Origin of the sequence: Phreatobacter aquaticus (assembly GCF_005160265.1) — a bacterium.
GTDB classification, from domain to species: domain Bacteria; phylum Pseudomonadota; class Alphaproteobacteria; order Rhizobiales; family Phreatobacteraceae; genus Phreatobacter; species Phreatobacter aquaticus.
In genome coordinates, this window is sequence record NZ_CP039865.1 from 501,851 (window position 1) to 527,209 (window position 25,359).

Sequence of the window (25,359 nt, forward strand, 5' to 3'; positions counted from 1 at the left end):
CGTCCCATGTTCTCAGTCGAAGTCCGCGACCGCATCATGATCGCCCATTCGCTGCCCGACCCGTTCTTTGGGCCGGCCCAGGGCAAGCACGGCGCGAGCTTCGTCGTCGATGTCGCCTTCTACCGCGAGACACTCACCCCGCAGAATGTCGTGGTCGATATCGGGGCTGCGCTCGACGTTCTCTCGAAGACGCTGAAGCCGCTGGCCTATCAGGACCTCGACACCCTGCCGCAGTTCAAGGGCCAGCTCACCACCACCGAATTCCTCTGCAAATATGTCTTTGACGCCGTCGCTGCCGCCGCCAAGTCGGGCGCGCTCGGCGTGGATGGCCAGGGCCTCGCGAAGATTCGCGTCACCCTCCACGAACACGATCTCGCCCGCGCGACCTATGAGGGATCGGTTGCGTGATCGAGGCGGTCTTCGCCATTCCCGGTGACATCGCGACGCCGACCGGCGGCTATCGCTATGACCGCGAGGTGCTGGCGCGCGCGCCGGCCCATGGCGTGACCTTCCGGCATCTGCAATTGCCAGGCTCGTTCCCGTTTCCGGGCAAGCCGGACCTTCTGGCAACGGCGGCGGCCCTGACCGCGCTTCCGGCGGAGACCGTGCTGGTGGTCGATGGGCTGGCCTTCGGCGCCTGCCCTGAAAGCATCTGCGCCTCGCTCAAATGCCGGATCATTGCCCTGGTCCATCATCCGCTGGCCGATGAGACCGGTCTCACGCCAGACCAGGCGGCCGCCTTCGTCGCGAGCGAGAAGGCTGCGCTTCACCACGCCGCGGCGGTGATCGTCACCTCTCCCGCGACCCGCCGCAGCCTGATCCAGACCTATTCCGTGCCGGCCGACCATATCCGCGTCGCGGAGCCTGGCACCGAGCGCGCAGAACGGGCAACCGGATCGGGGGGCGCCGAACCGGTGATCCTGGCGGTTGGCGCGGTGTCCCAACGCAAGGGCTATGACGTGCTGGCCGAAGCGCTGGCCGAACTCCGCAACCTCTCCTGGCGCGCTGTCATCGCGGGCGCGACCGACCGCGCCCCGGAGGCCTATGCCGCGGCGCGGGCAGTGATCGACCGTCACGGGCTTGGCGACCGGATCCGTTTCGCCGGCTCAGTGAGTGATGCCGAGCTCGCCGGGCTCTATCGGCAAGCCGATCTCTTCGTCATGCCCTCGCTCTACGAGGGCTATGGCATGGTGCTGGCGGAAGCCATGGCGCGCGGCCTGGCGATCGTCACCACCACCGGAGGCGCGGCTGCCGAGACCGTGCCCGACGGCGCGGCGCTCAAGGTTCCGCCCGGCGATGCGCCGGCGCTCGCCATGGCGATCCGCCGCGCGCTGGGCGATGGCGAACTCCGGCGCGAATTGCGTCACGCATCATGGACATCTGGCCAGGCCTTGCCGGCCTGGGACGACACCGCGCGGATCGTTGCCGGCGTCGTCCGCGACGTGGCGGCGCGCGGATCGCATCGGGGAGCCGAGACATGAGCTTTTCACCGGAATGGCTGGCACTGCGCGAGCCCGCCGACCACGCGGCCCGCTCTCGCGACCTCAAGGCGAGTGTCGCCCGGCACTTTGCCGGCCGCGCCACCATCGACGTCGTCGATCTCGGCTGCGGCGCCGGCTCCAATCTGCGCGGCACCTTCGACGCCCTGCCTGACATCCAGCGCTGGCGGCTGGTCGACTACGATCCTAATCTGCTCGCCGCTGCGCGGCAGCGCCTTGCCGCCTGGGCCGACGATGTCAGCAATGACGGCGAGGTCCTGGCGCTGCGCAAGGGCGCCAAGGCGATCTCGATCCGGTTCGTGCAGGCGGACCTCAACCGCGACCTCGACCGGGTGCTGGAGCCCGCGACCGACCTCGTCACCGCCGCCGCCCTGTTCGATCTCGTCTCGGTCGACTGGATCGCCGGTTTCGTCGCCGACCTCGCCCGTCGCCGTCTGCCGCTCTACACCGTGCTGACCTATGACGGCACGGAGCGCTGGCAGCCGCCCCATCCGGTCGATGATCAGATGCTCGCCGCCTTCCACGCCCATCAGGGTACCGACAAGGGCTTCGGCCCGGCAGCAGGACCCAGGGCCACCGCCGCCATGGCGGAGGCTTTCGCCAGGGCGGGCTACCGTGTCGAACGCGCGCCGAGCCCCTGGCTCCTCGGCCCTGACTTTGCCCAGCTGGCCCGTGAACTGGTCACCGGCTTTGCCGGCGCGGTCGGCGAAACCGGGAATGTGCCGGGCGCCGATATCGCCGCCTGGCTGACCGCCCGGCAGGCCGGCGTCACCTGCGAAGTCGGCCACGAAGACCTGTTCGTCCTGCCCGCCTGACGCCGCCTCTGCCCATTCTCGCGGCGCGGTCGTCCATTGTGCACTGCAGCAAGAAGAGTCGATTTTTCAGCACCTTACGCAATCTCCTTGCGTGGACGCAGTTTAGAATGAAATCGACTTAGCCTTTTGATCATGACAGCATTTGCCGATGCGGAGGCGCCTGAAGGCTGCTTCCCGACGCGCAGGAGGCCGTTGATGGCGAAGGTTGTTCCCCCGACTGATGTCCCGCCGCACGCATCCGACCTTCCCAACAGCCTGAACTTCGATGAGGTGACCCTCAGCGACAAGTTCGACCTGACCAAGAAGCGCATCTTCGTCACGGGCACGCAGGCCCTCGTCCGCCTCACCCTCATGCAGAAGGAGCGCGACCGCCTCGCCGGCCTCAACACCGGCGGCTTCGTCTCCGGTTATCGCGGCTCGCCGCTCGGCGGCCTCGACCAGCAGTTCTACAAGGCCCAGCGCGAGCTGGTGGCCAACGACATCATCTTCACCGCCGGCCTCAACGAGGACCTTGCCGCGACCGCTGTCTGGGGCACCCAGCAGGCCGAGATGCGAGGCGAAGGCAAGTATGACGGCGTTTTCGGCGTTTGGTACGGCAAGGGTCCAGGCGTCGACCGCTCCGGTGACGTGTTCCGCCACGCCAATCTCGCAGGCTCCTCGCCGAACGGCGGCGTGCTCTGCCTGATGGGCGATGACCACACCGCCGAAAGCTCTACTGTCGCGCATCAGTCGGAGTTCCACTTCGTCGACGTGATGATGCCGATCCTCAATCCAGCCGGCGCGCAGGAAATCCTCGATTACGGGCTCTATGGCTGGGCGCTGTCGCGCTATTCCGGCAATTGGGTCGCGCTGAAATGCATGAAGGACACGGTGGAATCCACCGGCGTCATCGACGGCTCGATCGACCGCGTGAAGGTGGTGATCCCCACCGAGGACGAGTTCCAGATGCCGCCCGGCGGCCTGTCGATCCGCCCGAGCGACGACCGCCACGAGCAGGAGCTTCGGCTCCACATGTACAAGCGCGGCGCGGCTCTCGCCTTCATCAAGGCGAACAAGATCAACCGCATCATCACTGCGGGCGGGCGCAAGCCGAAGATCGGCATCATCACCACGGGCAAGAGCTATCTCGACGTCCGCCAGGCCTGGGATGAACTCGGCCTCGACGAGGTGAAGGCCAACGATCTCGGCATCCGCCTGTTCAAGATCGGCTGCACCTGGCCGCTCGATCCCGGCGAACTCAGAGACTTCGTCCACGGCCTCGACCTCTGCATCGTGGTGGAGGAGAAGCGCTCGCTGATAGAGGTCCAGGTCCGCGAGGAGCTTTACGGCAATGCCGAACAGCCCGTCGTCATCGGCAAGAAGGACGAGGAGGGCAATTGGCTGTTCCCGGTCCACGGCGCGCTCGACCCGAACGACGTCGCCATCTGCATCGGCGAGCGCATCCTGAAACATGTCGGCCCGGTCGACGAGATCGCGGCCAATGTCATCAGGCTGAAGGCGGCGCAGGAATCGCTCAAGACCACCCCGATGATCTCGACCCGAGTGCCCTATTTCTGCTCGGGCTGCCCGCACAACACGTCCACCGTCGTGCCGGAGGGCATGCGCGCCTATGCCGGCATCGGCTGCCATTACATGGCGTTGTGGATGGACCGGTCGACCGAGGGCCACACCCAGATGGGTGGCGAGGGCGCCAACTGGGTCGGCGAGGCGCCGTTCTCCAAGCGCGGCCATGTGTTCCAGAACCTTGGCGACGGCACCTACAACCATTCGGGCCATCTGGCGATCCGCTTCGCCGTCGCCTCCAAGGTCAACATCACCTACAAGATCCTGTTCAACGACGCCGTCGCCATGACCGGCGGCCAGCGCCATGAGGGCGGGCTGACCGTCGACATGATCGCCGCCCAGGTGCGCGCCGAGGGCGTCGAGCGCATCGCCATCGTCTCCGACGAGCCGGAGAAATATGCCGGCCTCGGCATTTCATTTCCGACCGGCACCAGCTTCGACCATCGCGACGACCTCGACGCCATCCAGCGCGAACTGGCCGCCATTCCCGGCACGACCGTGCTGATCTACGACCAGACCTGCGCCGCCGAGAAGCGCCGCCGCCGCAAGCGCGGCACCTTCCCCGACCCGGTCAAGCGGGCGATCATCAACGAGGCCGTCTGCGAGGGCTGCGGCGATTGCGGCGTTCAGTCGAACTGCGTGTCGATCCAGCCGGTCGAGACCGAGTTCGGTCGCAAGCGCACCATCGACCAGTCGTCCTGCAACAAGGACTTCTCCTGCGTGAAGGGCTTCTGCCCGAGCTTCGTCACCGTCCATGGCGCCCAGCCGAAGAAGGGCCAGGCGCTGGCGGCAACCGCCGATATTTCCAGCCTGCCAGAGCCGCTCATTCCCTCGATCGCGCACACCTACAACGTGCTGATCGCCGGCATTGGCGGCACCGGCATCGTCACCGTCGGCGCCATCCTCGGCATGGCCTGCCATCTGGAAAAGAAGGGTGTCGGCCTGATCGACATGGCAGGCCTCGCGCAGAAGGGCGGCGAGGTGTTCTCCCACATGCGGATCGCCCGCTCCCCGGAGGAGATCCACTCCATCCGCGTCCATGCTGGATCGGCCGACCTCGTGCTCTCCGGCGACATCGTGATCGCCGGCGGCAAGAAGGCGCTGGCCTCGATGAAGCCGGACACCAAGGTGGTGGTGAACACCAACGAGATGCTGCCCGGCCAATTCACCCGCGATGCCAATTTCTCGCTGCCCTCGGAGCGGCTGAAGCGGGCGATCATCTCGCATTCAAGCCGCGAGACGACCCATCTCGTCGATGCCCAACGGCTTGCGACCGCGCTGATGGGCAATTCGATCGCCACCAACCTGTTCCTCGTCGGCTATGCCTACCAGATCGGCGCGCTGCCGCTGACCGGTGCCGCCATCGAGCGGGCGATCGAACTCAACGGCGAAGCGGTGAAGATGAACATCACCGCCTTCCGCTGGGGCCGGATCTGCGCCCATGACCGCGCCGCGGTCGAAGCGCTGGTAGCCCCGGTCACCGCACCGACCGGCATCGAGAAGCTCTCCGGCTCGCTCGACGAGATCATCGCCCGCCGGGTGAAGGATCTGACGGCCTATCAGAACAGGGCCTATGCCGACCGCTATGCGGGCCTTGTCGCCAAGGTGCAGCAGGCGGAGGCCGACAAGGCGCCGGGCAAGCAGGGGCTGACCGAAGCCGTCGCCCGCTATCTCTACAAGCTGATGGCCTACAAGGACGAATACGAGGTCGCCCGGCTCTACACCGACGGCGCGTTCCTGAAGCAGGTGGCGAAGAGCTTCGACGGCAATGACCTGCGCTTCGAGTTCCACCTGGCGCCGCCGATCCTCGCCAAAATCGACCCCAATACCGGCCTGCCCCGCAAGATGAGCTTCGGCCCCTGGCTGATGTCCGGCCTCAAGGTTCTGGCCAAGTTGAAGGGCCTGCGCGGCACCGCGTTCGACGTCTTCGGCTATTCGCACGAGCGGAAAACCGAGCGGCAGCTGATCGCCGATTACGAGACGCTGATCGCCGAGATCGTCGCCAAGCTCTCGCCCGACAACCACGCTCTCGCCGTGGGCCTCGCCTCGATCCCCGAGAAGATCCGCGGCTATGGCCACGTCAAGGTGCGCCACCTCGACGTCGCCAAGAAGGAAGAGGCGGCCCTGCTCGCCGATTTCCGGTCGGGTCCGAAGCCGGCCGTCAAGCTAGCGGCAGAGTGAGGGGCTGATTGAAGCGTCGGCGGGAACGGAAGGAGCCGTCATGACCGGGCTTGTCCCGGTCATCCACGTCTTCGATGTCCGCCCGCACGATGCCGGAAGACGTGGATGCCCGCCACAAGGGCGGGCATGACGACATTCAGAGCGAGCGCTTCAAGCTGGCGCCACCACCCGTCAGCCACACGCAAGCGCGGCAATATCCGCCTCGCCGACCTCCGCCAGCGGCTTGGCGATCTTCAAGGCCTCGGTCAGGCAGCCGACCCGCATCACCAGCACCACCGTCTCCGTGCCGGGGCAGGCCGGGTCGGCGCAGACGATCTCACTGAGGCTGAGACCGTCATCCTCGCCAAGCCCCAGCACGGCACGAATGCGGCTGTTGAGGCTCGCGATCAGCGCCTGCCGCGCCGGATCGGCGCGGGGGCGCGTGAGGAACCCCATCATTCCGCTCAGGCCGCTTCCGACGCAACGGTCCAGGCCGGGAAAGGATCGGCGAGCCCCGCATAATCGGCCGGATTGAACTTGGTCGCCGAGGCGCGCCCGAGCAGGCACTGGTCGAGCTCCGCCCGCATGGCCGCCTCATCCATCCCGATGCCGATGAACACCAGCTCCTGCCGCCGGTCGCCATAGACCGGATGCCAGTGGCGCTTCAGCATCTCGCGCCATTCCTCCGATTGCGGCCAGCGCGCCTTGGGCACCGCGATCCACCAGAAGCCCATGGCCGAGGTGCGGCACACGGCGCCGGCAATCGACAGTTCCCCGCACCAATTGGGACGATTGGCCAGCCAGAAATGGCCCTTGGCGCGCACGAGGCCTTGCCAGCTCCGCTTCAGGAAGGCGTCGAATTTCACCGGATCGAACGGCCGGGCGGCCCGGTAGACGAAGGAGGAAATGCCATATTCCTCCGTCTCCGGCACATGGTCCTTGAAGCCATAGAGTTCCTTGGCCCAGAGCGGATGGCTTTCGGCCTTCTCGTGGTCGAACAGGCCGGTATTCAGCACCAGATCCAGCGGCACGCGGCCGAAATCCGCCTCGACGATCCGCGCATCGGGATTGAGCGCCCGGATGATCTGCGTCACGAGCAGGCGCTGGGCAGGCGCGACATCCGAGACCTTGTTGAGCACCACCACGTCGGCAAACTCGATCTGGTCGGTGAGGAGATCGACCAGCGTGCGTTCGTCGCCCTCGCCCGCTGTTTCGCCACGGTCGGCCAGAAAATCCTGGCTGCCGAAATCCCGGATCAGATTGATCGCATCGACCACCGTCACCATCGTGTCGAGCCGGGCGATGTCCTCCAGCGCCTCGCCCTCCTCCGAGCGGAACGAGAAGGTGGCGGCGATCGGCAGCGGCTCGGCAATGCCGGTGCCCTCGATCAGCAGATAATCGTACTTGCCGCTCTCGGCGAGGCGGCGCACCTCCACCAGGAGATCGTCGCGCAGCGTGCAGCAGATGCAGCCATTGGTCATCTCGACCAGCTTCTCGTCGGTGCGCGACAGGTCCGCGCCGCCGGCCCGGATCAGGTCGGCATCGATGTTCACCTCGGACATGTCGTTGACGATGACCGCCACCCGCCGCCCCTCGCGGTTGTTCAGCACATGGTTGAGCAGGGTCGTCTTGCCGGCGCCGAGAAAGCCGGAGAGGACGGTAACGGGAAGACGAGCGTCGGACGACGAGGGCATGGGCACTCTCTCAATGAATGTTATACTATAACATATCAGAAGAGAGACGCGGCTTGCAACCCGGTGGTGCACCTGAACCCACAGCGACGGTGACCTGCTCGCCAGCAGGTTGTCGGCGCACGATCCCTCGTCGATAAGGGAGGCGAGAGCGGTCAAACCGCCGATCATGCCATCCGGATGCCACGCCAATGACCAGCACCGCCTTCACGCCCGCAACCGATGCCGCCGGATGGGAAACGATCGCCCCGGAGGCCGCGGGCTTTGATGCCGCCGGCCTGAAGGCGGCCGCCGAGTTCTCCACCGCCAGCGAGAGCCCCTGGCCGATGAGCCTCTATTATCCCGACGGCCGCTATGTCGGCATTGTCGAGTGGAATGAGACCGGCCCCTGGAGCGAGATCGTCGGCCCGGTCATGCCGCGCGGCAAGCCGGCGGGCGTGCTCTTGAAGGGCGGCCGCATCGTCGCCGAATGGGGCGAGACGACGCGCGCCGACATGACCTTCTCGATCGCCAAGAGCTATCTGGCGATCCTCGCCGGCCTCGCCATCGACGACGGTCTGTTCAAGGTCGATGACCGGGTCGGCGCTTCCGTCGATGGCCCGTTCTTCGAAAGCGCACACAATGCCCAGATCACCTGGCGCCACCTGCTGCAGGGGTCCAGCGAATGGCAGGGCACGATCTTCGAGAAATCCGACCAGGTCGACCACAACCGACAGCTGGGCGCCGGCGCCGACAACAGCCGCAAGGGCCATCTGCGCGAGCTGAAGACGCCCGGCACCTTCTACGAATATAACGATGTGCGCGTGAATGTGCTCTCCTACGCGCTGATGCGCCGCTTTGGCCGCGCCCTGCCCGAGGTGCTGAAGGAGCGGATCATGGATCCGATCGGCGCCTCGCAGGATTGGCGCTGGCACGGCTACCGCAATTCCTTCGTCGAGATGGACGGCCGGCAGGTGCAGTCGGTTCCCGGCGGCGGCCATTGGGGCGGCGGCCTGTTCATCTCGGCGCGCGACCATGCCCGTGTCGGCCTGCTGGTCGCGCGGCAGGGCGCCTGGGGCGGCCGCCAGCTGATCTCGCAAGGCTACATCGCCGACATGCTCACGCCATCGCCGACCAATGGGGATTACGGCTATCTCTGGTGGTTGAACATCGGCCAGAAGCGCTATCGCAACGCCCCCGCCACCAGCGCCTTCGCGCTGGGTGCAGGCACCAATCTCATCTGGGTCAACCCGGAACAGGACATGGTCGCGGCCCTGCGCTGGATGAACCAGACGACGTTCGACGCCTTCTTCGCTCACGTGCAGGCGGCGATGCGCTGAACGGCGTTGCTGACAGCAACCATCTTGATCCCGCCGGGATTTGCGCACACATAGATACAAGTGACTTTCGTGCCGCACGAGGAACGACCCATGGCCGCAGCCGAGCGCCCGATCAACTGGACCAATGTCGCCAATGTCGTTGGCGCGACCGCCATCGTCACGACCGAAGCCGTCGGCGCCATGGGCACAACCGGCTGGGCTGTGTCGAGCCTCCTGAAGCTCGGCGATCAGGCAGTGATCGTGGCGACGATTGCCGGCTGCGCCATCGGCGCCGTCGCGGCCTTCTACTTCTTCCGCTCGGCCCAGCGCGCCGAGCCGTTCCGCTGAGACGCCCGCCTCAGGCTTAGTCCTTCCGCATATACTGGACCTTCCGGTCCTCCATCTCCTTCACATGGGTGCGCTGAAATCCCCGGCGCGCATACCACTCGATGCGCTGGGTCAGCTTGAAGTTGGTGTAGAGCGTCACATGGGGCGCGCCGAGATCGCGCAGCCGGCGCTCGGCGAGCCCCAGGATCGCATCACCATAGCGCTTGCCCTGATGGCGGGGATGCACCGCCAGCGACACGATCAGCGGATCATCCGCCATCTCGACCACGACGCAGGCCGCGAGCCCATCGGCGTCTTCCGACAGCCAGATCTCTTCCGTCTTGATCGATTGCGCATAGTCCACCATGCGCGGAAACGATGCATTGCCGGTCAGGACCTCGTTCGGCAGATAGGCCGCTTCCTTCAGCGCCAGGATCGCCGGCACATCGGCCAGCGTCGCCCGCCGGAAGGCGAGCGGCCCCTCGCTCTCGATCAGCCGGTTCATCAGCCCGAGGCTGACCTTCTGGCGTCCATCGGCATCGAAATTCGACGGATCGAGCCAGCGGGTGAAGGCAAGCTTGCGCTGCGGCCATTCGCTGTCGAGCATCGAGAACCAGGCCGTGTCGCGGCTGTGACCCTTGACGATCATGTGCTGGCGGAACAGCCCCTCATAGGAAAAGCCGAAGCGCTCGGCCGCGCGTTTCGACGGGCCGTTGAGGGCGTTGCACTTCCACTCGTAGCGCCGGTAACCGAGCGTCTCGAACACATGCCGGGCGATCAGATATTGCGCTTCGGTCGCGAGCGGCGTGCGCTGCAGGGCCGGCGTGTAGAGAATGTAGCCAACCTCGATCGTCTTGTGGGCCGGGTCGATGCGCATCAGCGACAGCCAGCCGACGGCCCGGTCTTGCCTGTCGGCGACCGCCCAGAACACCCGCTCCGCCGTGACCGCTGCGATCTTCCGGACCTCGTCCGCGAACCCCGCCTTGTCGGCAAAGGGCCCAAGCGGCAGATAGGCCCATTGGCTGTCCTTCTCCGCCCCGTGCGACAGGGCATAGAGGCCCTCGATGTCGCGCGCCGGATCGATCGGCCGGAGCCGTCCATAGCGGCCTTCGATGACGCAGTGGTCGGGCTTGAGGGCTGGCGTCGTATCGACAGCGGCCCCGACGGCGAATGCACTCACGATGCCGCTCCATGATCGCGGAAGAAGGTGTTGAGGGCGGCGAAGGGCTCGGCCTCGCCGAGGCTGTGGAACGTGCCGGGACCGGCGACCTCGCGGGCGGCCTTCAGGAACCCGCCCCAGGCAGCCCGCGCGAAGGCCGAGCCGACACTGATCCGCCGGACGCCAAGTTCCGCCGCATCGGCGACCGAAAGCCCGATCGGCCCGGCAATGATCAGGTTGACCGGTTTCGGCGCGACCGCCTGCACCACTTCGGCGATCTGCTCTTTCGTCTTCAGCCCCGGCGCATAGAGCACGTCGGCGCCCGCTTCCGCGAAGGCGACGAGCCGCTTCAGCGCGATCGCGCGGGCATCCGGCACGCCGAGGAGATGGGCTTCGCAGCGCGCCGTCACCATCACGCCGGAGCCTTTGAGCGCGGCGACCGTTGCCTTCACCCGCTCCACCGCCAGATCGAAATCGTAGAGTGGCTTGGCGGGATCGCCGGCATTGTCCTCGATGGAGAGGCCGGCAACGCCGGTCTCGGCGCAGAGATGAGCATTCTTCGCCACCGTCTCCGGGTCATGGGCATAGCCGGATTCGAAATCGGCATTCACCGGCAGGTCGGTGGCGCGGACGATCTCGGCAATATGGGCCAGCGCCATATCCCGCGGCACGGCCCATTCGGCGTCCGGCAACCCGCGCGAGAAGGACAGGCCCGACGAGGTCGTGGCCAGCGCCTTGAAGCCGAGATGCTTCAGCATCAGCGCGGTGCCGATGTCCCAGGGGTTGGGTATGACGAAACAGCCGCGCTCATGCAGGGCGCGGAATGTTGCGCGGGTCGCCTGGACCTTGGCCGGATCGAGATCAGTCATGGCGCCCTCCCGTGAGATTGGAGTGGCAGATTTTCCGAGTGGCGGCGGGCGCGCAAGCCAATCCTTCTGATGCGCCGGATCGCGGCTGCGAATGGGCGGGTGCGAAGCCTCACCGCTTCTCACCGTCACGCACCGCCCCGATTGTCACGCACGTCACCCCCGGCGAGGCCGAAGGCCGAGGGAAGGGGGTCCAGGAATCGCTGGTCCTGACCTCGCAACCCGCGGATGGTTCGCGCCGCGGGGCCCCTGGATCCCCTTCCCTCGCTCGCTGACACTTCGCTCGCCGGGGATGACGGATGTGCGCGTGGAGCGGCGACTAGGGGGAAACGGCCTGGGCGCGAAGAAGCCCTCACCCCTTGCCGAAGATCGCCTTCACATCGGCCTCGCCCAGCAAGCGATACTGACCCGGCTCCAGATCCTCCGGCAGGTCCAGCCCGCCCACCAGATCCCGGTGCAGCGCCGTCACGTGATTGCCCAAAGCCGCAAACATCCGCCGCACCTGGTGGTAGCGGCCCTCATGCACGGTGACATGGGCGCTCACCGGCGAGATCACCTCGAGTTCGGCCGGGAGCAGCGGCTTGTCCTCTCCCTCCAGCATCAGGGTGCCCGATGCGAAAATCTGGGCTTCGTCGCCCTTCAGCGGCCGGTCCAGCGTCGCCAGATAGCGCTTCGGCACATTGCTTTTCGGCGAGATGATCCGGTGCAGCAGCGCGCCGTCATCAGTCAGCAGGATCAGGCCTGACGTCTCCTTGTCGAGCCGGCCAACCGTCGAGATCGCGGGGTCGCGCCTGCGCCAGCGGTCGGGCAGCAGCGAATAGATCAGCGGCCCGGCCTCCTTGTGCGAACAGGTGACGCCGAGCGGCTTGTGCAGCATCAGCGCCATGCCCGGCGGCGGGTCGAGTGGGCGGCCACGCACCACCATACGGGACGAGAGATCGGGCGTGATGGCGATGCGCTGGTCGGCATCCTGCATCACCACGCCGTCGAGCTTGACCAGGCCGGCATCGACCAGACCCTGCACCTCGCGGCGCGAGCCATAGCCGAGATTGGCCAGGAGCCGGTCGAGCCGGAGATTGGCGGGTCCCTTGCTCATGTCCAAGCCTTGATCATATCTGCGCCTCGTAGACCTTGTAGGCTCCCGTCTCCACCCGCATCGTCACGGTCTTGAACAGGGGCTGCAGCACGCTTTCGTAAGGCAGATGACGGTTGGCGACGAGCAGGCAGCGCCCGCCTCGCCGCAGCAGTTCGGCGGCGCGGCGCACGAACATCTGGCCCAGCGCCTTGTCCTCGGCGCCGCCATCGTGGAAGGGCGGGTTCATCACCACGAAATCGAGGCCGCGCAGATCCGGCAGCGGCTGGCGAAGATCGGCCCAGATGCGGGTGGCGCGTGAGTCCACGACATTGAGCTTGGCGGCCTCCAGCGCGCGGCGGTCGACATCGACCATGGCGAGGCTGGCGACCGGAGCCGAGGTCAGGATCTTGCGCGACAGCACGCCGATGCCGCAGCCGAGATCAGCGCCCCGGCCGGCAAGCTGCGGCAGATGCTCCATCAGGAGCGCGCTGCCCGGGTCGATCCGGTCCCAGGAGAACACGCCCGGCTGCGACCAGAGCCCGATCGCCTCGACAAGCCGCGGGGCGCCCTCGGCGATCGCCTCGTCAAGTCCGGTGACTTCGGCCGGCCGCGCGACCGTGCAGATGCGGTGATGCCTGCGGGCATCCTCCTCCACGCTGCAGCCGAAGGCTTCCAGTTCCTTGCGCAGGCGGGAGCCGCCCTTGTCCTTGGGGGCCAGAATGGTGAGCTCGCCGCCGGCCTTCACCGCGCGCAGCGCGCCGGCAACGACCGAACGCCGTTCGATCGTCGCGGGCGGCGCCAGCACGATCATGCCGGAGAGCGACCCCGCGGCGGCAGACGCCAACACGTCCGATCCGGGGATGACGGGCGAGTACTGGAGGGCGCCTGCCGGGACATCGACGAGTTCGGCAGGCGGTTGGCCATAGAGGCCGAAGGTCGGGGCGGCGGGTTTTGTCATGGCCGCTTCTTATCGTGCCCGGCCCCGCCGCGCCATGCAGGGGCTGCAAAATGAAAACGCTCCCCGCCTGGGGCGGAGAGCGTTCTGATGGAAAGTGGTGAGAGATCAGTGATTGTCCCGCGGAATCCCGCGCTTCTGCGCGATCTTCTGGTATTTCACCGCCGGCTTCAGCACCATGCCGTCGGAGAGCTGGCTCACCATCGAGCGCTGGATCTCCTGCCAGGGCGTCTGGCTCTTCGGCACCTTGTAGCCCCCGTTCTTCTTCAGCTCGGCCATGCGCGCCGCAAATTCCTCCTCCGAGATGAGGATATTGGCAGAGCGCTTGTTGAGGTCGATGCGCACGCGGTCGCCGGTCTTGAGAACCGCCAGACCGCCATTGGCGCCGGCTTCCGGCGAGGCATTGAGGATCGACGGCGAGCCCGACGTGCCGGACTGGCGGCCGTCGCCGATGCACGGCAGATCGCGGATGCCGGCCTTGAGCAGCGCCGAGGGCGGCTGCATGTTGACCACCTCGGCCGAGCCCGGATAGCCGAGCGGGCCGACGCCGCGCACGAACAGCACGCAATGTTCGTCGATCTTCAGCGAGGGGTCGTCGATCCGGTGGTGATAGTCCTCCGGCCCATCGAACACGATGGCGCGGCCCTCGAAGGCGTCCTTGTCCTTGGGGTTCGACAGGTAGCGTTTGCGGAAGTCCGGCGAGATGACGCTGGTCTTCATGATGGCTGAATCGAACAGGTTGCCCTTCAGCACAATGAAGCCGGCATCCTTCACCAGCGGCTTGTCATAGGGCCGGATCACGTCCTCGTCCGAGATCGTCGCATCCTTGACGTTCTCGGCCATGGTCTTGCCATTGGCAGTGATCGCATTGCCGTGGATCTTGCCGGCCTTCAGCAGTTGGTTCATCACGGCGGGCAGGCCACCTGCGCGGAAATATTCCTCGCCGAGATAGGCGCCGGCCGGCTGCATGTTGACCAAGAGCGGCACCTCGTGGCCGACCTTCTCCCAGTCGTCGATGTCGAGCTTCACGCCGATATGCTTGGCGATCGCGTTGATGTGGATCGGCGCATTGGTTGAGCCGCCGATGGCGGAATTGGCGACGATCGTGTTCTCGAAGGCTTCGCGGGTGAGGATGTCGGAGGGTTTCAGATCCTCCCACACCATGTCGACGATCCGCCGGCCCGTCGCATAGGCCATCTGGCCGCGCTCGCGATAGGGCGCTGGGATCGCGGCGCAGGAGGGCAGCGACATGCCGAGCGCCTCGGCGAGCGCGTTCATGGTGGAAGCCGTGCCCATCGTGTTGCAATGGCCGATCGACGGCGCCGACTTGGTCACCACGTCGATGAACTCGTCATAGGTGATCGTGCCGTCGGCCTGCAGCTTGCGGGCCTCCCACACGACCGTGCCGGAGCCGGCACGCTTGCCGTTCCACCAGCCGTTCAGCATCGGGCCGCCGGAGAGCACGATGGAGGGAATGTTGACAGTGGCCGCGCCCATCACCATGGCCGGCATGGTCTTGTCGCAGCCGGTGAGCAGCACGCAGCCATCCAGCGGATAGCCGTAGAGGATCTCGACCAGCGAGAGATATTGCAGGTTGCGGTCGAGCGCGGCGGTCGGGCGCTTGAGCGTTTCCTGGATCTGGTGGACCGGGAATTCCAGCGGAATGCCGCCGGCATCGCGGATGCCGTCCTTCACGCGCTGGGCGAGCTCGATGTGATGGCGGTTGCACGGCGAGATGTCCGAGCCGGTCTGGGCGATGCCGATGATCGGCTTGCCGCAGGTGAGCTCTTCCACCGTCAGGCCCCAGTTGACCGTGCGCTCCAGATAGATCGCGGTCATGCCGGGATTGTCGGGATTGTCGAACCACTGCTTCGAGCGCAGGTTCTGCGGCTTCATCTTCCGGCGGGCCATGTGCATTCCTCCAGTTCGCGCCCTCGGGCTTCAAATCGATTGAATCGGCCTGAGCGTCGTGATTGAAGACAAGATGAACCCGTTGCCGCGGGGAAATCAACGAGGAAACCGGGCAGCGCCCATGCAGGCGTAGAGCCCGTCGCTCAAGGAAACGTCCGCATGGCCCTTCGCACCGTCCCGAACTTCGACCGCATCGGCGAGGAAAACGCCTTCGCTGTGCTCGCCCGCGCCACGGCGCTGATGCGCCAGGGCAAGGACGTGATCAATCTCGGCATCGGCCAGCCGGATTTTGCCACCCCCGCCAACATCACGGAAGCCGCGATCAAGGCGATCCGCGACGGCCATCACGGCTACACGCCGGCGAATGGCATCCTGCCGCTGCGCGAGGCGGTGGCCGCCGATCTCGACCGCCGCTTCAAGGTCTCCGTCTCGCCGGAAGAGGTGATGATCGTGCCGGGCGGCAAGGTCACCATGTTCATGGCGATCCTGATGTTCGGCGAGCCGGGCGCGGAAATCCTCTATCCGGATCCGGGCTTCCCGATCTATCGCTCGATGATCGAATATACCGGCGCGACGCCCATTCCGGTGCCGATCCGCGAAGAGAACGGCTTTGCCTTCTCCGCCGACGAACTCCTGTCCCTGATCACACCGGCGACCCGCCTGGTCATCGTCAATTCGCCCGCCAACCCGACCGGCGGCGTGACGCCCAAGGCGGAGATCGACAAGCTGGTGAAGGGCCTGGAGAAATGGCCCGACGTCGCTATCATGTCGGACGAGATCTACGACCAGATGATCTATGACGGCGAGGAGCATGTCTGCCTCCTCTCCTATCCCTCGATCCGCGACCGGACGATCCTGCTCAACGGCTGGTCCAAGACCTATGCCATGACCGGCTGGCGGCTTGGCTATTCGATCTGGCCGGGCAAGCTCTACGAATATGCCCGCAAGCTCGCGGTGAACTCGTTCTCCTGCGTCAACGCGCCGTCGCAATTCGCAGCGCTGGAAGCCCTCACCGGCCCGCAGGACGAGGTGAAGCGCATGGTCGCCGAGTTCGATAGCCGCCGGAAGCTGGTGGTCGACGGGCTGAACAAGCTGCCGGGCGTCTCCTGCATCGTTCCGAAGGGCGCCTTCTACGCCTTCCCGAACATCAAGGAGACCAAGTGGAAGGCCAAGCCGCTGGCCTCCGCTCTTCTGGAAGATGCGGGCGTCGCGACGATCGGCGGACCGGATTTCGGCGTGTTCGGCGAGGGCTATATCCGGCTGAGCTACGCCAATTCGGCGGAGAACATCCTCAAGGCGCTCGACCGGATGAAGAACTTCCTGGAGCGGCGCAACGCGCCCTGACGTCCGGCCTCAGCGGCCGCCGAGCAGCATGTAGCCCCAGGCCGACAGGAAGGGTAGCGGCAGCGATGCCGCGACCCTGAGCCAGACAACCCGCGCGGGCATGACCGGCAATTCCCAGACGAACAGGCGCTGGACCGCGAACAAGGCCCAGGCCGTGACATAGGCGACAACGGCGGGCGAGCCGGCGCCGCTCTTCAGGGCGGTGGAGCCGATGGCGAACCCGACGACCGGCCCGCCCGGCGTCAGCGCGCCGGCAAGCGAGGCAAGCATCAGGCCCGCCGGCCCCGATTCCGGGCCGAGCCACGAGCGGATGACATCTTCCGGCAGCAGGGCTGCGAGGAAGCCCGAGCCGATGATGCCGATGGCAAGCCGGGGAATGAGATAGACGAAATCGAGCCCGCCCGCCTTCAGGCTTGCCGGCAGCAGGCCGCCGCCGCGGCGCCACGCGATGAAGCCGAGCACGACGACCAGCGCCCAGAGGGCGAAGGTGAGCACCAGGACAATCATCGCGGACCTCCCGGCACATAGCGCGAGAGGAGATGCGCGCCGAGACCCGCCAGGATCGGCAGTGGCAGTGAGGCCAGCGCCCGCACCACCACGAAGTCGATGCCGAAGAACGGCAGTTCCCAGATCACCGCGCGGTTGAAGCCGATCAGCGTCCAGCTCGTCACGAAGGCGACGGCCGGGCCGACACCGGCACCGATCGCCAGGAAGGCGCCGGCCAGAGGATAGATGGTGAAGGGACCGCCCGGCAGGAACGCGCCGATGGCGGTCGCGATGATCAGGCCGACAAGGCCGGAATCCGCCCCGACCCAGCGCGCCACCAGTTCGCGCCGCACGAGGGCCGAGGCAAAGGCGCCGATCAGGCAGCCGGCCAGCACCTTCGGCAAGATGTCGACGAACAGCCAGCTGTCTTCGGCGAGGATATGCCAGACGCCGGCAAGCCCGTCGCGGCGATAGACGAAGCCAGCGCCGATGAGCACGAGCGCCAGAACCACCAGGGTCGAGACATCGACGAAATTGCGGTGCTTTGCGGGAGGATTGGAAGGCGCCAAGGGATATGAGCCGGAGGGCGCGGCGGACGCGCCGCGCAATGTCGGCAACCTAGCGGTCCGGGCGGCCCGGACAACACGGAACCTTGCGGGTCAGTGTTGCGCCGAACCGCGCTTTGGCCGCTCAGGCGGCAGCCGAGGCCTTGGCTTCGGCGGCGGCCTGGTCGAGATGGGCCACCAGCTGGCTGTCGAGCCCGAGCGCCTGGGCGAGATTGCCGAGGAACTGGGCTTCGGCGGCGGTGTCGACATGGATCGCGAGATGGGCGGCGAGATAGGCCTGCGCCTTCAGCTCGTCGGTCTGGCAGAGAGCGGCAATCGAGCTGACATCGTCGGGATGGTTCAAGAGCCCGTCGAGATAGGCACGCTCGTCGGCGCCAAGGCCGAGGCCGTCGAGTTGGCCGACAATCGCGTGACGCTCGTCATCGCTGAGAACGCCGTCAGCGAAGGCCGCCGCCACCATCGAGCGCACGAGAACCTCGGCGGTCGCATCGGCCGAACCGGCGGCCTGGGTGAAGCCCGCGGGCGGCTGCTGGCCGCCGTTGAACAGCGAGGTCACGTCGTTGATCGTCCCCTGCACCACCGGCCTGCCCGCCGTGTAATTGCGCAGCGCGACATAGGCGAGGCCGCTGATCGCGGCGAGCCCGCCAAGGGTCGCCGCCGAACCGGCGATGCGGCGCCCGGCACCGGTGCCGAGCAGCAGACCGGCAAGCGTGCCGGCCGCAGCGCCACCGGCGAAGCCGCCGCTCTGGTTGCGCAGCACATCGGCCGCCTGGCCCAGCAGGCCGCCGAGCCCGCCCTGGGCCGAGCCGCTCTGCAGCGCATTGGTGATCTGCTCCAGGAAGCCACCGCCCTGCCCGGGTGCGATGGGTGCCGCACCGGTCTGAACCGACGGCACGGAACTCGGACCGCCCCGGCTGCCCTGCGCTTGGGCGATCGCCGCCTTGACCTGGTCGATGAGGCTGCCGCCCTGGCCGGACTGGCCGCCGCCAAGGCTGTTCAGGATGGCGCCGATGCCACCGCCCTGTCCGGACTGGGCACCGCCGGCCAATTGTCCAAGCAGGCCGCCCTGGCCGCCGCTCTGCGTGCCGCCCGACAGGACGGCCGTGAGAATCTTGGAAATATCGGTCATGGGGCGCCCCTCGATGTCGGCAGCAGGATAGTGGGAAAGCGCGACTGTCCTGCGACAAGACGGCGGGATTGCGGCCTGCCGCTGCGGCGTCAATGTCGCAGGAGGGCGGCCTCGCGGGCGAGCGTTTCGATCCGGGCGAAGTCGCCGGCCTTCAGCGCGTCATCCGGCACGACCCAGCTGCCACCGACGGCCCCGACATTGGGAAGCGCCAGATAGCCCGGTGCCTTGGCGAGATCGATGCCGCCGGTCGGGCAGAAGAGCAGGTTCGGCAGGGGGCCTGAAAGGCTCTTCAGGAAGGCGATCCCACCCGAGGCTTCGGCCGGAAAGAACTTCAGCGCGGTAAAGCCGCGCGCGGCAAGCTGCATCGCTTCCGTGACGGTGGCGCAGCCCGGCAGGACAGGAATCGCCACTTCCGACAGGTCGCGGGCGAGATCCGGCGGTGTGCCGGGCGAGACGAGAAACCGCGACCCAGCAGCCAGGGCATGGGCGATATCGGCGGGATTGAGGATCGTTCCTGCTCCGACAATCGCATCCGGCACGTCGTGAACGATCGCCTTGATGGCGGCCAGCGCCTGCTCGGTGCGCAGCGTCACCTCGATGACCGGCAGGCCGCCCGCGACCAGCGCCCGGGCCAGCGGCACGGCGCTCGCGACATCGTGGATGGTCAGCACCGGAATGACCGGGCTACGGGCGAGAATGGGACGGCCGTCGTGACGCATGGCAAAGCTCCGCTCGGAGCTTCGGAGCTACCATACAAGCCCTGCGGCGGATAGGGCGTCGGCGCCGGACAAACCGGCGCCGCACTCAGCTCATTCCGAGCCGTGGGTATTGGCAGCCGCCATCCGCTTAGCCTCGTCCGCCGACACCATGCCGTTGAAATAGAGATTGAGCGCCACCGCGCTGATCGCCGACAGCAGGATGCCCGAATGCAGGAGCGGGCTCAGGTCCTTCGGCATCGCCTTGAAGAAGTCGGGTGCCACCAGCGGGATCATGCCGAAACCGATCGAGATCGCCACGATGTAGAGATTGTTGCGGTTGGTCTTGTAGTCGACGCCGGCGAGGATGCGGATGCCGGTGGCGGCCACCATGCCGAACATCACGATCCCTGCGCCGCCCAGCACGAAGAGCGGCACGGATTCGACCAGCGCGCCAAGCTTCGGCACCAGCCCCATCACCAGCATGATGATGCCGCCGGCCACGCAGACGAACCGGCTCTTCACGCCCGTCACCCCGATCAGCCCGACATTCTGCGAGAACGACGTGTAGGGGAACGTGTTGAAGATGCCGCCGATCAACGTGCCGAGACCATCGGTGCGCAGGCCGCGCGTCATGTCGTCCTGGGTGATCTCCTTGTCGGTGATGTCGCCGAGCGCCAGGAACATACCGGCCGATTCGATCATCACCACGATCATCACGATGCACATGGTGATGATGGCGATCGGATCGAATTTCGGCATGCCGAACTGGAACGGCAGGATCAGGCCGAACCAGGCGGCTTCACCCACCTTGGTGAAGCTCATCTTGCCGATGGCAAAGGCAATGACGCAGCCGATGACGATGCCAAGCAGCACCGAGATATTGCCGAAGAAGCCCTTCACATATTTGGTGATGGCGAGGATCAGCACCAGCACGAAGGCGGCCACCGCCAGGTGGGTGAGATCGCCATAGCCGGGCAGGTTCGGCGCGGCGGCCCCCGCGGCCCAGTTGACGCCGACCCGCATCAGCGAAATGCCGATCATCAGGATGATCGTGCCGGTGACGATCGGCGGGAACAGTGGCAAGAGCCGCGAGATGAACGGCGCGACCACGATGGTGAAGATGCCGGCAGCAATGACCGAGCCGAAAATGCCGAGAATGCCGAGCTCCGGATTGTTGGCCATGGCGACCATCGGGGTCACGGCGGCAAAGGTCACGCCCATCATGACCGGCAGGCGGATGCCGAAGCCGGGAATGCCATAGGCCTGGATCAGGGTCGCGATGCCGCAGGCGAAGAGATCGGCATTGATCAGCAGCGCCACCTGTTCCGGCGACAGCTTCAACGCCCGCCCGATGATCAGCGGCACGGCCACCGCACCCGCATACATGACCAGCACATGCTGAAGCCCGAGTGTCACCAGTTGCGGTGCTGGCAGCACCTCATCGACGGGATGGACGGATGGATTCGACATGGGGCCCCCTCAGGCGTGCGCGTAACGTCACCCCTGCATCATCGGGGCCAACCGGGGCGGAACAAGCGAGAGAATCTACGTAAGCAAGGTGGAGTTTCGGCACGCTCTGGAGCGTTCAACGCTCCAGTGGCAGGCGCGGATCGTCCTTCAGAGTGTCGAGCACGATGGACGAGCGCACCCGCGCCACGCTCTCGTGCGGCAGCAGAACGTCATTGACCAGCGCCGACAGGCCTTTGAGATCGCGCACGACCAGCTTCAGCAGGTAATCGGCATCGCCGGTCATCGCATGCGCTTCCTGCACTTCCGGCATCATGCGCACGAGGTCGCGGAACCGCTTGGCATTCAGGCCCGAATGGGTGGCGAGCGACACGAAGATGAACACCACGACCCCGAAGCCCAGCCGCATCGCGTCGAGATCGGCCCGGTAGCGGCGGATCACACCAGTTTCCTCGAGGCGCTGGCGGCGGCGCGACACCTGGGATGGCGACAGCCGTACGAGATCGGCCAGTTGCTGGTTGGTGCGTGCCCCGTCGGCCTGCAAGGCATCAAGCAGGCGCAGGTCGAATTCATCGAGCGTGATCGGTTCGGTCATCAATCAGCATAATCATGCACGAAACATGCGCACAAGAGTCGGTTCAATCAGATTTTCTCACACTCATTGCGCCCGATCTGCACGACACTGGCTTCTCGTCACCTTTGCCAAGGAGCCCCGCCATGGGTCCGTTCCCCCACGATGCCTTGCCCGCCGCCATCAGCCCGGAAAACCCTATGGGCACCGACGGCTTCGAATTCGTCGAATTCGCCCATCCCGATCCGGCAGAACTCAGCCGGGTGCTGGAGCTGATGGGCTTCACGGCGGTCGCCCGCCATCGCTCCAAGGCCGTGACGCTCTATCGCCAGGGCGACGTGAACTATGTCGTCAATGCCGAGCCGGACAGCTTTGCAGCCGCTTTCGCCGCCGAGCACGGCCCCTGCGCCTGCGCCATGGCCTTCCGCGTCACCGACGCCAAGCACGCCTATGAGCGCGCCCTCTCGCTGGGAGCGGAGCCTTACACCACCGCCGTTGGCCCGAACGAACTGGCCATTCCCGCCGTGCGCGGCATTGGCGGCTCGCTGCTCTATTTCGTCGACCGCTACGGTAACAAGGGCTCGATCTGGGATGTCGACTTCGTCTGGACGGGCGAGCGCGATCCCCATCCCGAACAGGCCGGCCTCTACTATCTCGACCACCTCACCCACAACGTTCACCGCGGCCGCATGGACCACTGGGCTGGCTGGTATGAGAAGCTGTTCAATTTCAAGGAAATCCGCTTCTTCAACATCGAGGGCAAGCTGACCGGGCTGATCTCGCGGGCGCTGACATCGCCCTGCGGCAAGATCCGCATCCCGATCAACGAGAGCCTCGACGACAAGAGCCAGATCGAGGAGTATCTCCGCGAATACAAGGGCGAGGGCATCCAGCACATCGCCTGCGGCTCGCGCGATATCTACCAGACTGTCGAGGCCCTTCGCGCCAATGGCCTGCCCTTCATGCCCTCGCCACCCGCCACCTATTACGAGAAGGTCGACGGCCGCGTGCCCGGCCATGGCGAGCCGGTGGACCGCATGAAGCGCGCGGGCATCCTGATCGATGGCGAAGGTGCGGTTGCCGTCGGCGAGAAGGAGGGCCGCATGTCGCGGGTGCTGCTGCAGATCTTCTCCGGCACGGTGTTGGGCCCGATCTTCTTCGAGTTCATCCAGCGCAAGGGCGATGACGGTTTCGGCGAGGGCAATTTCCGCGCCCTGTTCGAATCCATCGAGGAGGATCAGATCCGCCGCGGCGTCATTGGCGAAAAGGCGGCCTGACCGGGAGCCCCGTCAGATCAGCGGATAGACCACGCCGACCCAGGGCAGCGCTCCAGTGGCAAGCGCTGCCACAAGGACCCAGGGCCTGGACGCGTCGATATCGGACGCGTCCTCGATCGGGCCGGTCGTGGCGAGGATCTGCGCGGAGCACAGCAGCAGGAAGCACATCGCCACGTTGCCGAGATGGCGGGCATAGTCGAAGGTGATGAGGTTCGTCACCAGGAAGCCGCCGAGAACGGCGATGGCCACCACCAGATAGGCCTTCGCCAGCGTCGGATTGGCCGCGTGAAGGACGCGCTGGCGCCGCACCAGGAAGGCCAGGACCGGCCAGTGGATCAGCACAATGGCCGCATAGATCGGCAGCCGCGCGACGTGGCCTGGCAGAATGGCGAAGGTGCGCGGCAGTTCATCCGCAATGGTCGCGTACCACATGAAGGACTGGTCTTCCGGCACAGGCTGCAGGGCCCGCCCGCGGACCTGCTCGAGGAAGACATCGACCGGGACGGTCGGGACCGCGAAGCACAGAAGGTAGAAGAACAGCCCGATCAATCCGATGAGCGACGCGCCCATCAAGGCACCGTCGCGCATGGCCAGCCCGCCCGGCTGAGCGACTGCGCGCAGCAGCAGGATGCCGTAGATGGTCGGGATATAGATCGTCGCGTGGAGATGATGGATGAACAGCAGCGCCGCGCTCGCAACGGCGATCAGCACATGGGTCGCGGCACGCAGCGGCATCAGGACGGCCAGCATGGCGACGATGGCGCCGAGCACGTCGAACTTGCCGAGATTGCCGATGAAGTTCTTGAACAAGAGCGGCGAGCCGAACAGGAAGCAGGCGATCACCAGCGTGTCGACCCGTCGCGCGCGGAAGCAACGGCTGAAGATCAGGATGGCGAGGCCCATGCAGACGGCGATCGCAAGGCCGCCCTCGAGCCGCACGACCCAGGGGGCGACCTCTTCGGTGAAGCGCGCATAGATGTTGCCCACCAGTCCCCGGCGGATGAGCCCACTCTCATAGGTCACCAGGCGGTGGATATATTCGGAGTCCGGCACGGGCGTCAGCACGCGGTGCAGGATGATGATCGCGAACGCCAGCACGTTCACCCCGGCAACGCCCAGATAGGCGATTGCCGCGTCCAATCGAGGCAACGTAATCGACGACATGCACCTTCCCTAGCCCGGAAGGTGCGTAACAGTGTGTTTCTGGTATCGCAATACGCACTGCCACTGGGCGCGTGCCGATCGCCAGCGAGACTGCAGATCGGTATTGGCGCGCCGTGACCTGCGTACCGGTCACGTGACTTCAAACTGGTCTTGCGGCGTGCAGGATGGCAGGGTCTGGCCCAGGTGCAGCCCCCTTGTTACAGCAGCCCGATGAAATGTCTTAGCATCACCGAACGCATCGTCTTCGACTGGCCGCGCAGCCGGTTCCTGACCGTCCTCCTTGCAGCAATGCTGGTGAAAACGGGCATCTGGCATATCCCGAATCTCTACTACTCACTCAAAATCGCGCAGAATCCCTTTGCCGTCGCGATCGCCGATCCTGGCGGCCAGTACCTCACGACAAGCTGGCTGGCGCCGGTCATCGCAAGGCTGCTGGGCGCGACATCGGAAGGCCCGTTCCTGCTCGTGAACCTGGGCTTTGCGGTCGCGTTCACGACGCTTTTCCTGTCGCTGACCTTCGCGCGATTGGCGGAGCGCGAGGCTCGCATCGCCATCGTCATCTTTGCGGCGCTCCCCGTTTCCGGGACCGCCTATTTCTGGGTCGGCAATGACGGCCTGACGCTCCTGCTGCTGCTGGCGGTCATGGCTTTGGGCGACCGGGCTCTCGCCGCCGCAGTGATCGGCATTGCGCTCGGCATGCAGCATTTCGAACAGGCCATGGTCAGCCTGACCCTCGTGACAATCGCGATATTCGCGACCGAACGTTGGTATGCAGGCCAGGTCCATTCGTGGCGCACCGGCCTTGCCGCGCTTGCCGGAGTGGCTGCTGGAAAGCTGGCGCTGATCACGATCTTTCACCTGTCAGGGATGGAGGTGGCAGGGCGCGGCGCGTGGTTCCTCGCCTATTTCGGCATCCAGCAGGAGCAGTTCTGGCTGCATACCCAGGTCATCATCTGGTCCATCCTGGGAACTGGCTGGCTCGTGGCGCTGCGCTACGGCGATCGCGGCCGGACCAGCATCCCCTTCTTCATCTGCCTGCTTGGGATCCTGCCCCTGGCCGCCTTCGTTGGCGATCAGACGCGCGTACTGGCGATCGTCACCTTCCCGCTGCTTTACGTCTTCTGGCTCGCCGACCGGGATTTTCTCGCCAGCCTGACGCGGAAGGAAGTGGGAGGCCTCTTCCTGATCTGGCTGCTCGTCCCCTGGATCTGGGTCTGGGGAGGGGAACCGAAATGGTCGGTATTCCCCTATGGCATCGCCTATGCCATCGCGAAGTTCACGCCATTCTACCAGTTGCCGCCTATCGATATCGGCAACTGGCCGTTTGGGCTGAGGTGA

Annotated in this window: 23 protein-coding genes; 9 read left to right on the plus strand and 14 right to left on the minus strand. The window is 66.0% G+C overall.

Going from position 1 to position 25,359, the window contains the following annotated elements; genetic code table 11:
- Window positions 1-6: 6 nt before the first annotated feature.
- The 4 genes from E8L99_RS02225 (at window position 7) to E8L99_RS02240 (ending at window position 6,058) form a co-directional block, all read left to right on the plus strand.
- Complete coding sequence (locus E8L99_RS02225; RefSeq protein ID WP_137098016.1) at window positions 7-408, plus strand: 6-pyruvoyl trahydropterin synthase family protein; 402 nt, start codon at window positions 7-9, stop codon at window positions 406-408.
- Window positions 405-1,481, plus strand: coding sequence for a glycosyltransferase family 4 protein (locus E8L99_RS02230; protein ID WP_137098017.1), 1,077 nt, complete (start codon window positions 405-407; stop codon window positions 1,479-1,481). Before E8L99_RS02225 ends, E8L99_RS02230 begins: the two co-directional genes overlap by 4 nt.
- Window positions 1,478-2,314, plus strand: a complete 837-nt coding sequence (locus tag E8L99_RS02235) for an SAM-dependent methyltransferase (RefSeq protein ID WP_137098018.1) — start codon at window positions 1,478-1,480, stop codon at window positions 2,312-2,314. The genes E8L99_RS02230 and E8L99_RS02235 overlap by 4 nt, the downstream gene beginning before the upstream one ends.
- A 255-nt stretch (window positions 2,315-2,569) precedes the next feature.
- Window positions 2,570-6,058, plus strand: coding sequence for an indolepyruvate ferredoxin oxidoreductase family protein (locus E8L99_RS02240; RefSeq protein ID WP_137101916.1), 3,489 nt, complete (start codon window positions 2,570-2,572; stop codon window positions 6,056-6,058).
- 171 nt (window positions 6,059-6,229) lie between these two features.
- On the opposite strand, the gene E8L99_RS02245 is transcribed toward E8L99_RS02240, so the two are convergent.
- Both E8L99_RS02245 and zigA read right to left on the minus strand, forming a co-directional pair.
- Window positions 6,230-6,496 carry a hypothetical protein gene (locus E8L99_RS02245; protein WP_252511239.1) on the minus strand — a complete coding sequence of 89 codons (267 nt, stop codon included), beginning with the start codon at window positions 6,494-6,496 and terminating at the stop codon, window positions 6,230-6,232.
- Between the two features lie 5 nt (window positions 6,497-6,501).
- Window positions 6,502-7,731 (minus strand): zinc metallochaperone GTPase ZigA, encoded by a 1,230-nt coding sequence (zigA, locus tag E8L99_RS02250; protein WP_137098019.1) that lies wholly within the window; start codon window positions 7,729-7,731, stop codon window positions 6,502-6,504.
- Window positions 7,732-7,919: 188 nt separating this feature from the next.
- On the opposite strand from zigA, the gene E8L99_RS02255 reads away from it, so the two are divergent.
- Together E8L99_RS02255 and E8L99_RS02260 are read left to right on the plus strand one after the other, a co-directional pair.
- Window positions 7,920-9,047, plus strand: a complete 1,128-nt coding sequence (locus E8L99_RS02255; protein WP_137098020.1) for a serine hydrolase domain-containing protein — start codon at window positions 7,920-7,922, stop codon at window positions 9,045-9,047.
- A 90-nt stretch (window positions 9,048-9,137) separates the two neighbouring features.
- Complete coding sequence (locus tag E8L99_RS02260) at window positions 9,138-9,374, plus strand: hypothetical protein (RefSeq protein WP_137098021.1); 237 nt, start codon at window positions 9,138-9,140, stop codon at window positions 9,372-9,374.
- Window positions 9,375-9,390: 16 nt separating this feature from the next.
- Here E8L99_RS02260 and E8L99_RS02265 read toward each other — a convergent pair whose 3' ends face one another.
- The 5 genes from E8L99_RS02265 to E8L99_RS02285 form a co-directional block, all read right to left on the minus strand.
- On the minus strand, window positions 9,391-10,533 hold the full coding sequence (locus E8L99_RS02265; protein ID WP_252511240.1) for a GNAT family N-acetyltransferase: 1,143 nt from the start codon (window positions 10,531-10,533) through the stop codon (window positions 9,391-9,393).
- On the minus strand, window positions 10,530-11,381 hold the full coding sequence (locus E8L99_RS02270) for an isocitrate lyase/PEP mutase family protein (RefSeq protein ID WP_137098023.1): 852 nt from the start codon (window positions 11,379-11,381) through the stop codon (window positions 10,530-10,532). The genes E8L99_RS02265 and E8L99_RS02270 overlap by 4 nt, the downstream gene beginning before the upstream one ends.
- Before the next feature lie 349 nt (window positions 11,382-11,730).
- Window positions 11,731-12,474, minus strand: coding sequence for a pseudouridine synthase (locus tag E8L99_RS02275; RefSeq protein WP_137098024.1), 744 nt, complete (start codon window positions 12,472-12,474; stop codon window positions 11,731-11,733).
- Between the two features lie 13 nt (window positions 12,475-12,487).
- Complete coding sequence (locus E8L99_RS02280; protein WP_137098025.1) at window positions 12,488-13,411, minus strand: class I SAM-dependent methyltransferase; 924 nt, start codon at window positions 13,409-13,411, stop codon at window positions 12,488-12,490.
- Window positions 13,412-13,516: 105 nt separating this feature from the next.
- Window positions 13,517-15,319: an IlvD/Edd family dehydratase gene (locus tag E8L99_RS02285; RefSeq protein ID WP_137098026.1), complete on the minus strand. Its 1,803-nt coding sequence runs from the start codon at window positions 15,317-15,319 to the stop codon at window positions 13,517-13,519.
- Between the two features lie 159 nt (window positions 15,320-15,478).
- Between E8L99_RS02285 and E8L99_RS02290 the strand changes: the two genes are divergently transcribed.
- Window positions 15,479-16,663: a pyridoxal phosphate-dependent aminotransferase gene (locus E8L99_RS02290; RefSeq protein ID WP_137098027.1), complete on the plus strand. Its 1,185-nt coding sequence runs from the start codon at window positions 15,479-15,481 to the stop codon at window positions 16,661-16,663.
- Between the two features lie 9 nt (window positions 16,664-16,672).
- On the opposite strand, the gene E8L99_RS02295 is transcribed toward E8L99_RS02290, so the two are convergent.
- The 6 genes from E8L99_RS02295 to E8L99_RS02320 all read right to left on the minus strand — a co-directional run bounded on the left by E8L99_RS02295 (window position 16,673) and on the right by E8L99_RS02320 (window position 21,604).
- A complete protein-coding gene (locus E8L99_RS02295) occupies window positions 16,673-17,170 on the minus strand; it encodes a hypothetical protein (RefSeq protein ID WP_137098028.1) in 498 nt (165 codons plus the stop codon).
- Entirely contained in the window at window positions 17,167-17,718 is a 552-nt protein-coding gene (locus tag E8L99_RS02300) for a permease (protein ID WP_168201526.1), read from the minus strand. The genes E8L99_RS02295 and E8L99_RS02300 overlap by 4 nt, the downstream gene beginning before the upstream one ends.
- Window positions 17,719-17,839: 121 nt before the next feature.
- On the minus strand, window positions 17,840-18,844 hold the full coding sequence (locus E8L99_RS02305) for a tellurite resistance TerB family protein (RefSeq protein ID WP_137098030.1): 1,005 nt from the start codon (window positions 18,842-18,844) through the stop codon (window positions 17,840-17,842).
- Between the two features lie 89 nt (window positions 18,845-18,933).
- A complete protein-coding gene (eda, locus tag E8L99_RS02310; protein ID WP_137098031.1) occupies window positions 18,934-19,563 on the minus strand; it encodes a bifunctional 4-hydroxy-2-oxoglutarate aldolase/2-dehydro-3-deoxy-phosphogluconate aldolase in 630 nt (209 codons plus the stop codon).
- A 90-nt stretch (window positions 19,564-19,653) separates the two neighbouring features.
- A complete protein-coding gene (locus tag E8L99_RS02315) occupies window positions 19,654-21,012 on the minus strand; it encodes a nucleobase:cation symporter-2 family protein (RefSeq protein WP_137098032.1) in 1,359 nt (452 codons plus the stop codon).
- 115 nt (window positions 21,013-21,127) lie between these two features.
- Complete coding sequence (locus tag E8L99_RS02320; protein WP_137098033.1) at window positions 21,128-21,604, minus strand: Lrp/AsnC family transcriptional regulator; 477 nt, start codon at window positions 21,602-21,604, stop codon at window positions 21,128-21,130.
- A gap of 122 nt (window positions 21,605-21,726) precedes the next feature.
- On the opposite strand from E8L99_RS02320, the gene hppD reads away from it, so the two are divergent.
- The gene (gene hppD / locus E8L99_RS02325) at window positions 21,727-22,857 is read left to right on the plus strand and encodes a 4-hydroxyphenylpyruvate dioxygenase (protein WP_137098034.1); all 1,131 of its coding nucleotides are present in this window, start codon (window positions 21,727-21,729) and stop codon (window positions 22,855-22,857) included.
- Between the two features lie 12 nt (window positions 22,858-22,869).
- Here the strand turns inward: hppD and E8L99_RS02330 are convergent, their stop codons facing one another.
- On the minus strand, window positions 22,870-24,021 hold the full coding sequence (locus E8L99_RS02330; protein ID WP_137098035.1) for a hypothetical protein: 1,152 nt from the start codon (window positions 24,019-24,021) through the stop codon (window positions 22,870-22,872).
- A 150-nt stretch (window positions 24,022-24,171) separates the two neighbouring features.
- On the opposite strand from E8L99_RS02330, the gene E8L99_RS02335 reads away from it, so the two are divergent.
- Window positions 24,172-25,359 (plus strand): hypothetical protein, encoded by a 1,188-nt coding sequence (locus E8L99_RS02335; protein ID WP_137098036.1) that lies wholly within the window; start codon window positions 24,172-24,174, stop codon window positions 25,357-25,359.

Coding starts and splice junctions, on each gene's coding strand:
- E8L99_RS02225 (WP_137098016.1), top strand. CDS start 7: ATGTTCTCAGTCGAAGTCCGCGACCGCATCATGATCGCCCATTCGCTG.
- E8L99_RS02235 (WP_137098018.1), top strand. CDS start 1,478: ATGAGCTTTTCACCGGAATGGCTGGCACTGCGCGAGCCCGCCGACCAC.
- E8L99_RS02245 (WP_252511239.1), bottom strand. CDS start 6,496: ATGATGGGGTTCCTCACGCGCCCCCGCGCCGATCCGGCGCGGCAGGCG.
- zigA (WP_137098019.1), bottom strand. CDS start 7,731: ATGCCCTCGTCGTCCGACGCTCGTCTTCCCGTTACCGTCCTCTCCGGC.
- E8L99_RS02255 (WP_137098020.1), top strand. CDS start 7,920: ATGACCAGCACCGCCTTCACGCCCGCAACCGATGCCGCCGGATGGGAA.
- E8L99_RS02260 (WP_137098021.1), top strand. CDS start 9,138: ATGGCCGCAGCCGAGCGCCCGATCAACTGGACCAATGTCGCCAATGTC.
- E8L99_RS02270 (WP_137098023.1), bottom strand. CDS start 11,381: ATGACTGATCTCGATCCGGCCAAGGTCCAGGCGACCCGCGCAACATTC.
- E8L99_RS02275 (WP_137098024.1), bottom strand. CDS start 12,474: ATGAGCAAGGGACCCGCCAATCTCCGGCTCGACCGGCTCCTGGCCAAT.
- E8L99_RS02280 (WP_137098025.1), bottom strand. CDS start 13,411: ATGACAAAACCCGCCGCCCCGACCTTCGGCCTCTATGGCCAACCGCCT.
- E8L99_RS02285 (WP_137098026.1), bottom strand. CDS start 15,319: ATGGCCCGCCGGAAGATGAAGCCGCAGAACCTGCGCTCGAAGCAGTGG.
- E8L99_RS02290 (WP_137098027.1), top strand. CDS start 15,479: ATGGCCCTTCGCACCGTCCCGAACTTCGACCGCATCGGCGAGGAAAAC.
- E8L99_RS02295 (WP_137098028.1), bottom strand. CDS start 17,170: ATGATTGTCCTGGTGCTCACCTTCGCCCTCTGGGCGCTGGTCGTCGTG.
- E8L99_RS02305 (WP_137098030.1), bottom strand. CDS start 18,844: ATGACCGATATTTCCAAGATTCTCACGGCCGTCCTGTCGGGCGGCACG.
- eda (WP_137098031.1), bottom strand. CDS start 19,563: ATGCGTCACGACGGCCGTCCCATTCTCGCCCGTAGCCCGGTCATTCCG.
- E8L99_RS02315 (WP_137098032.1), bottom strand. CDS start 21,012: ATGTCGAATCCATCCGTCCATCCCGTCGATGAGGTGCTGCCAGCACCG.
- E8L99_RS02320 (WP_137098033.1), bottom strand. CDS start 21,604: ATGACCGAACCGATCACGCTCGATGAATTCGACCTGCGCCTGCTTGAT.
- hppD (WP_137098034.1), top strand. CDS start 21,727: ATGGGTCCGTTCCCCCACGATGCCTTGCCCGCCGCCATCAGCCCGGAA.
- E8L99_RS02330 (WP_137098035.1), bottom strand. CDS start 24,021: ATGTCGTCGATTACGTTGCCTCGATTGGACGCGGCAATCGCCTATCTG.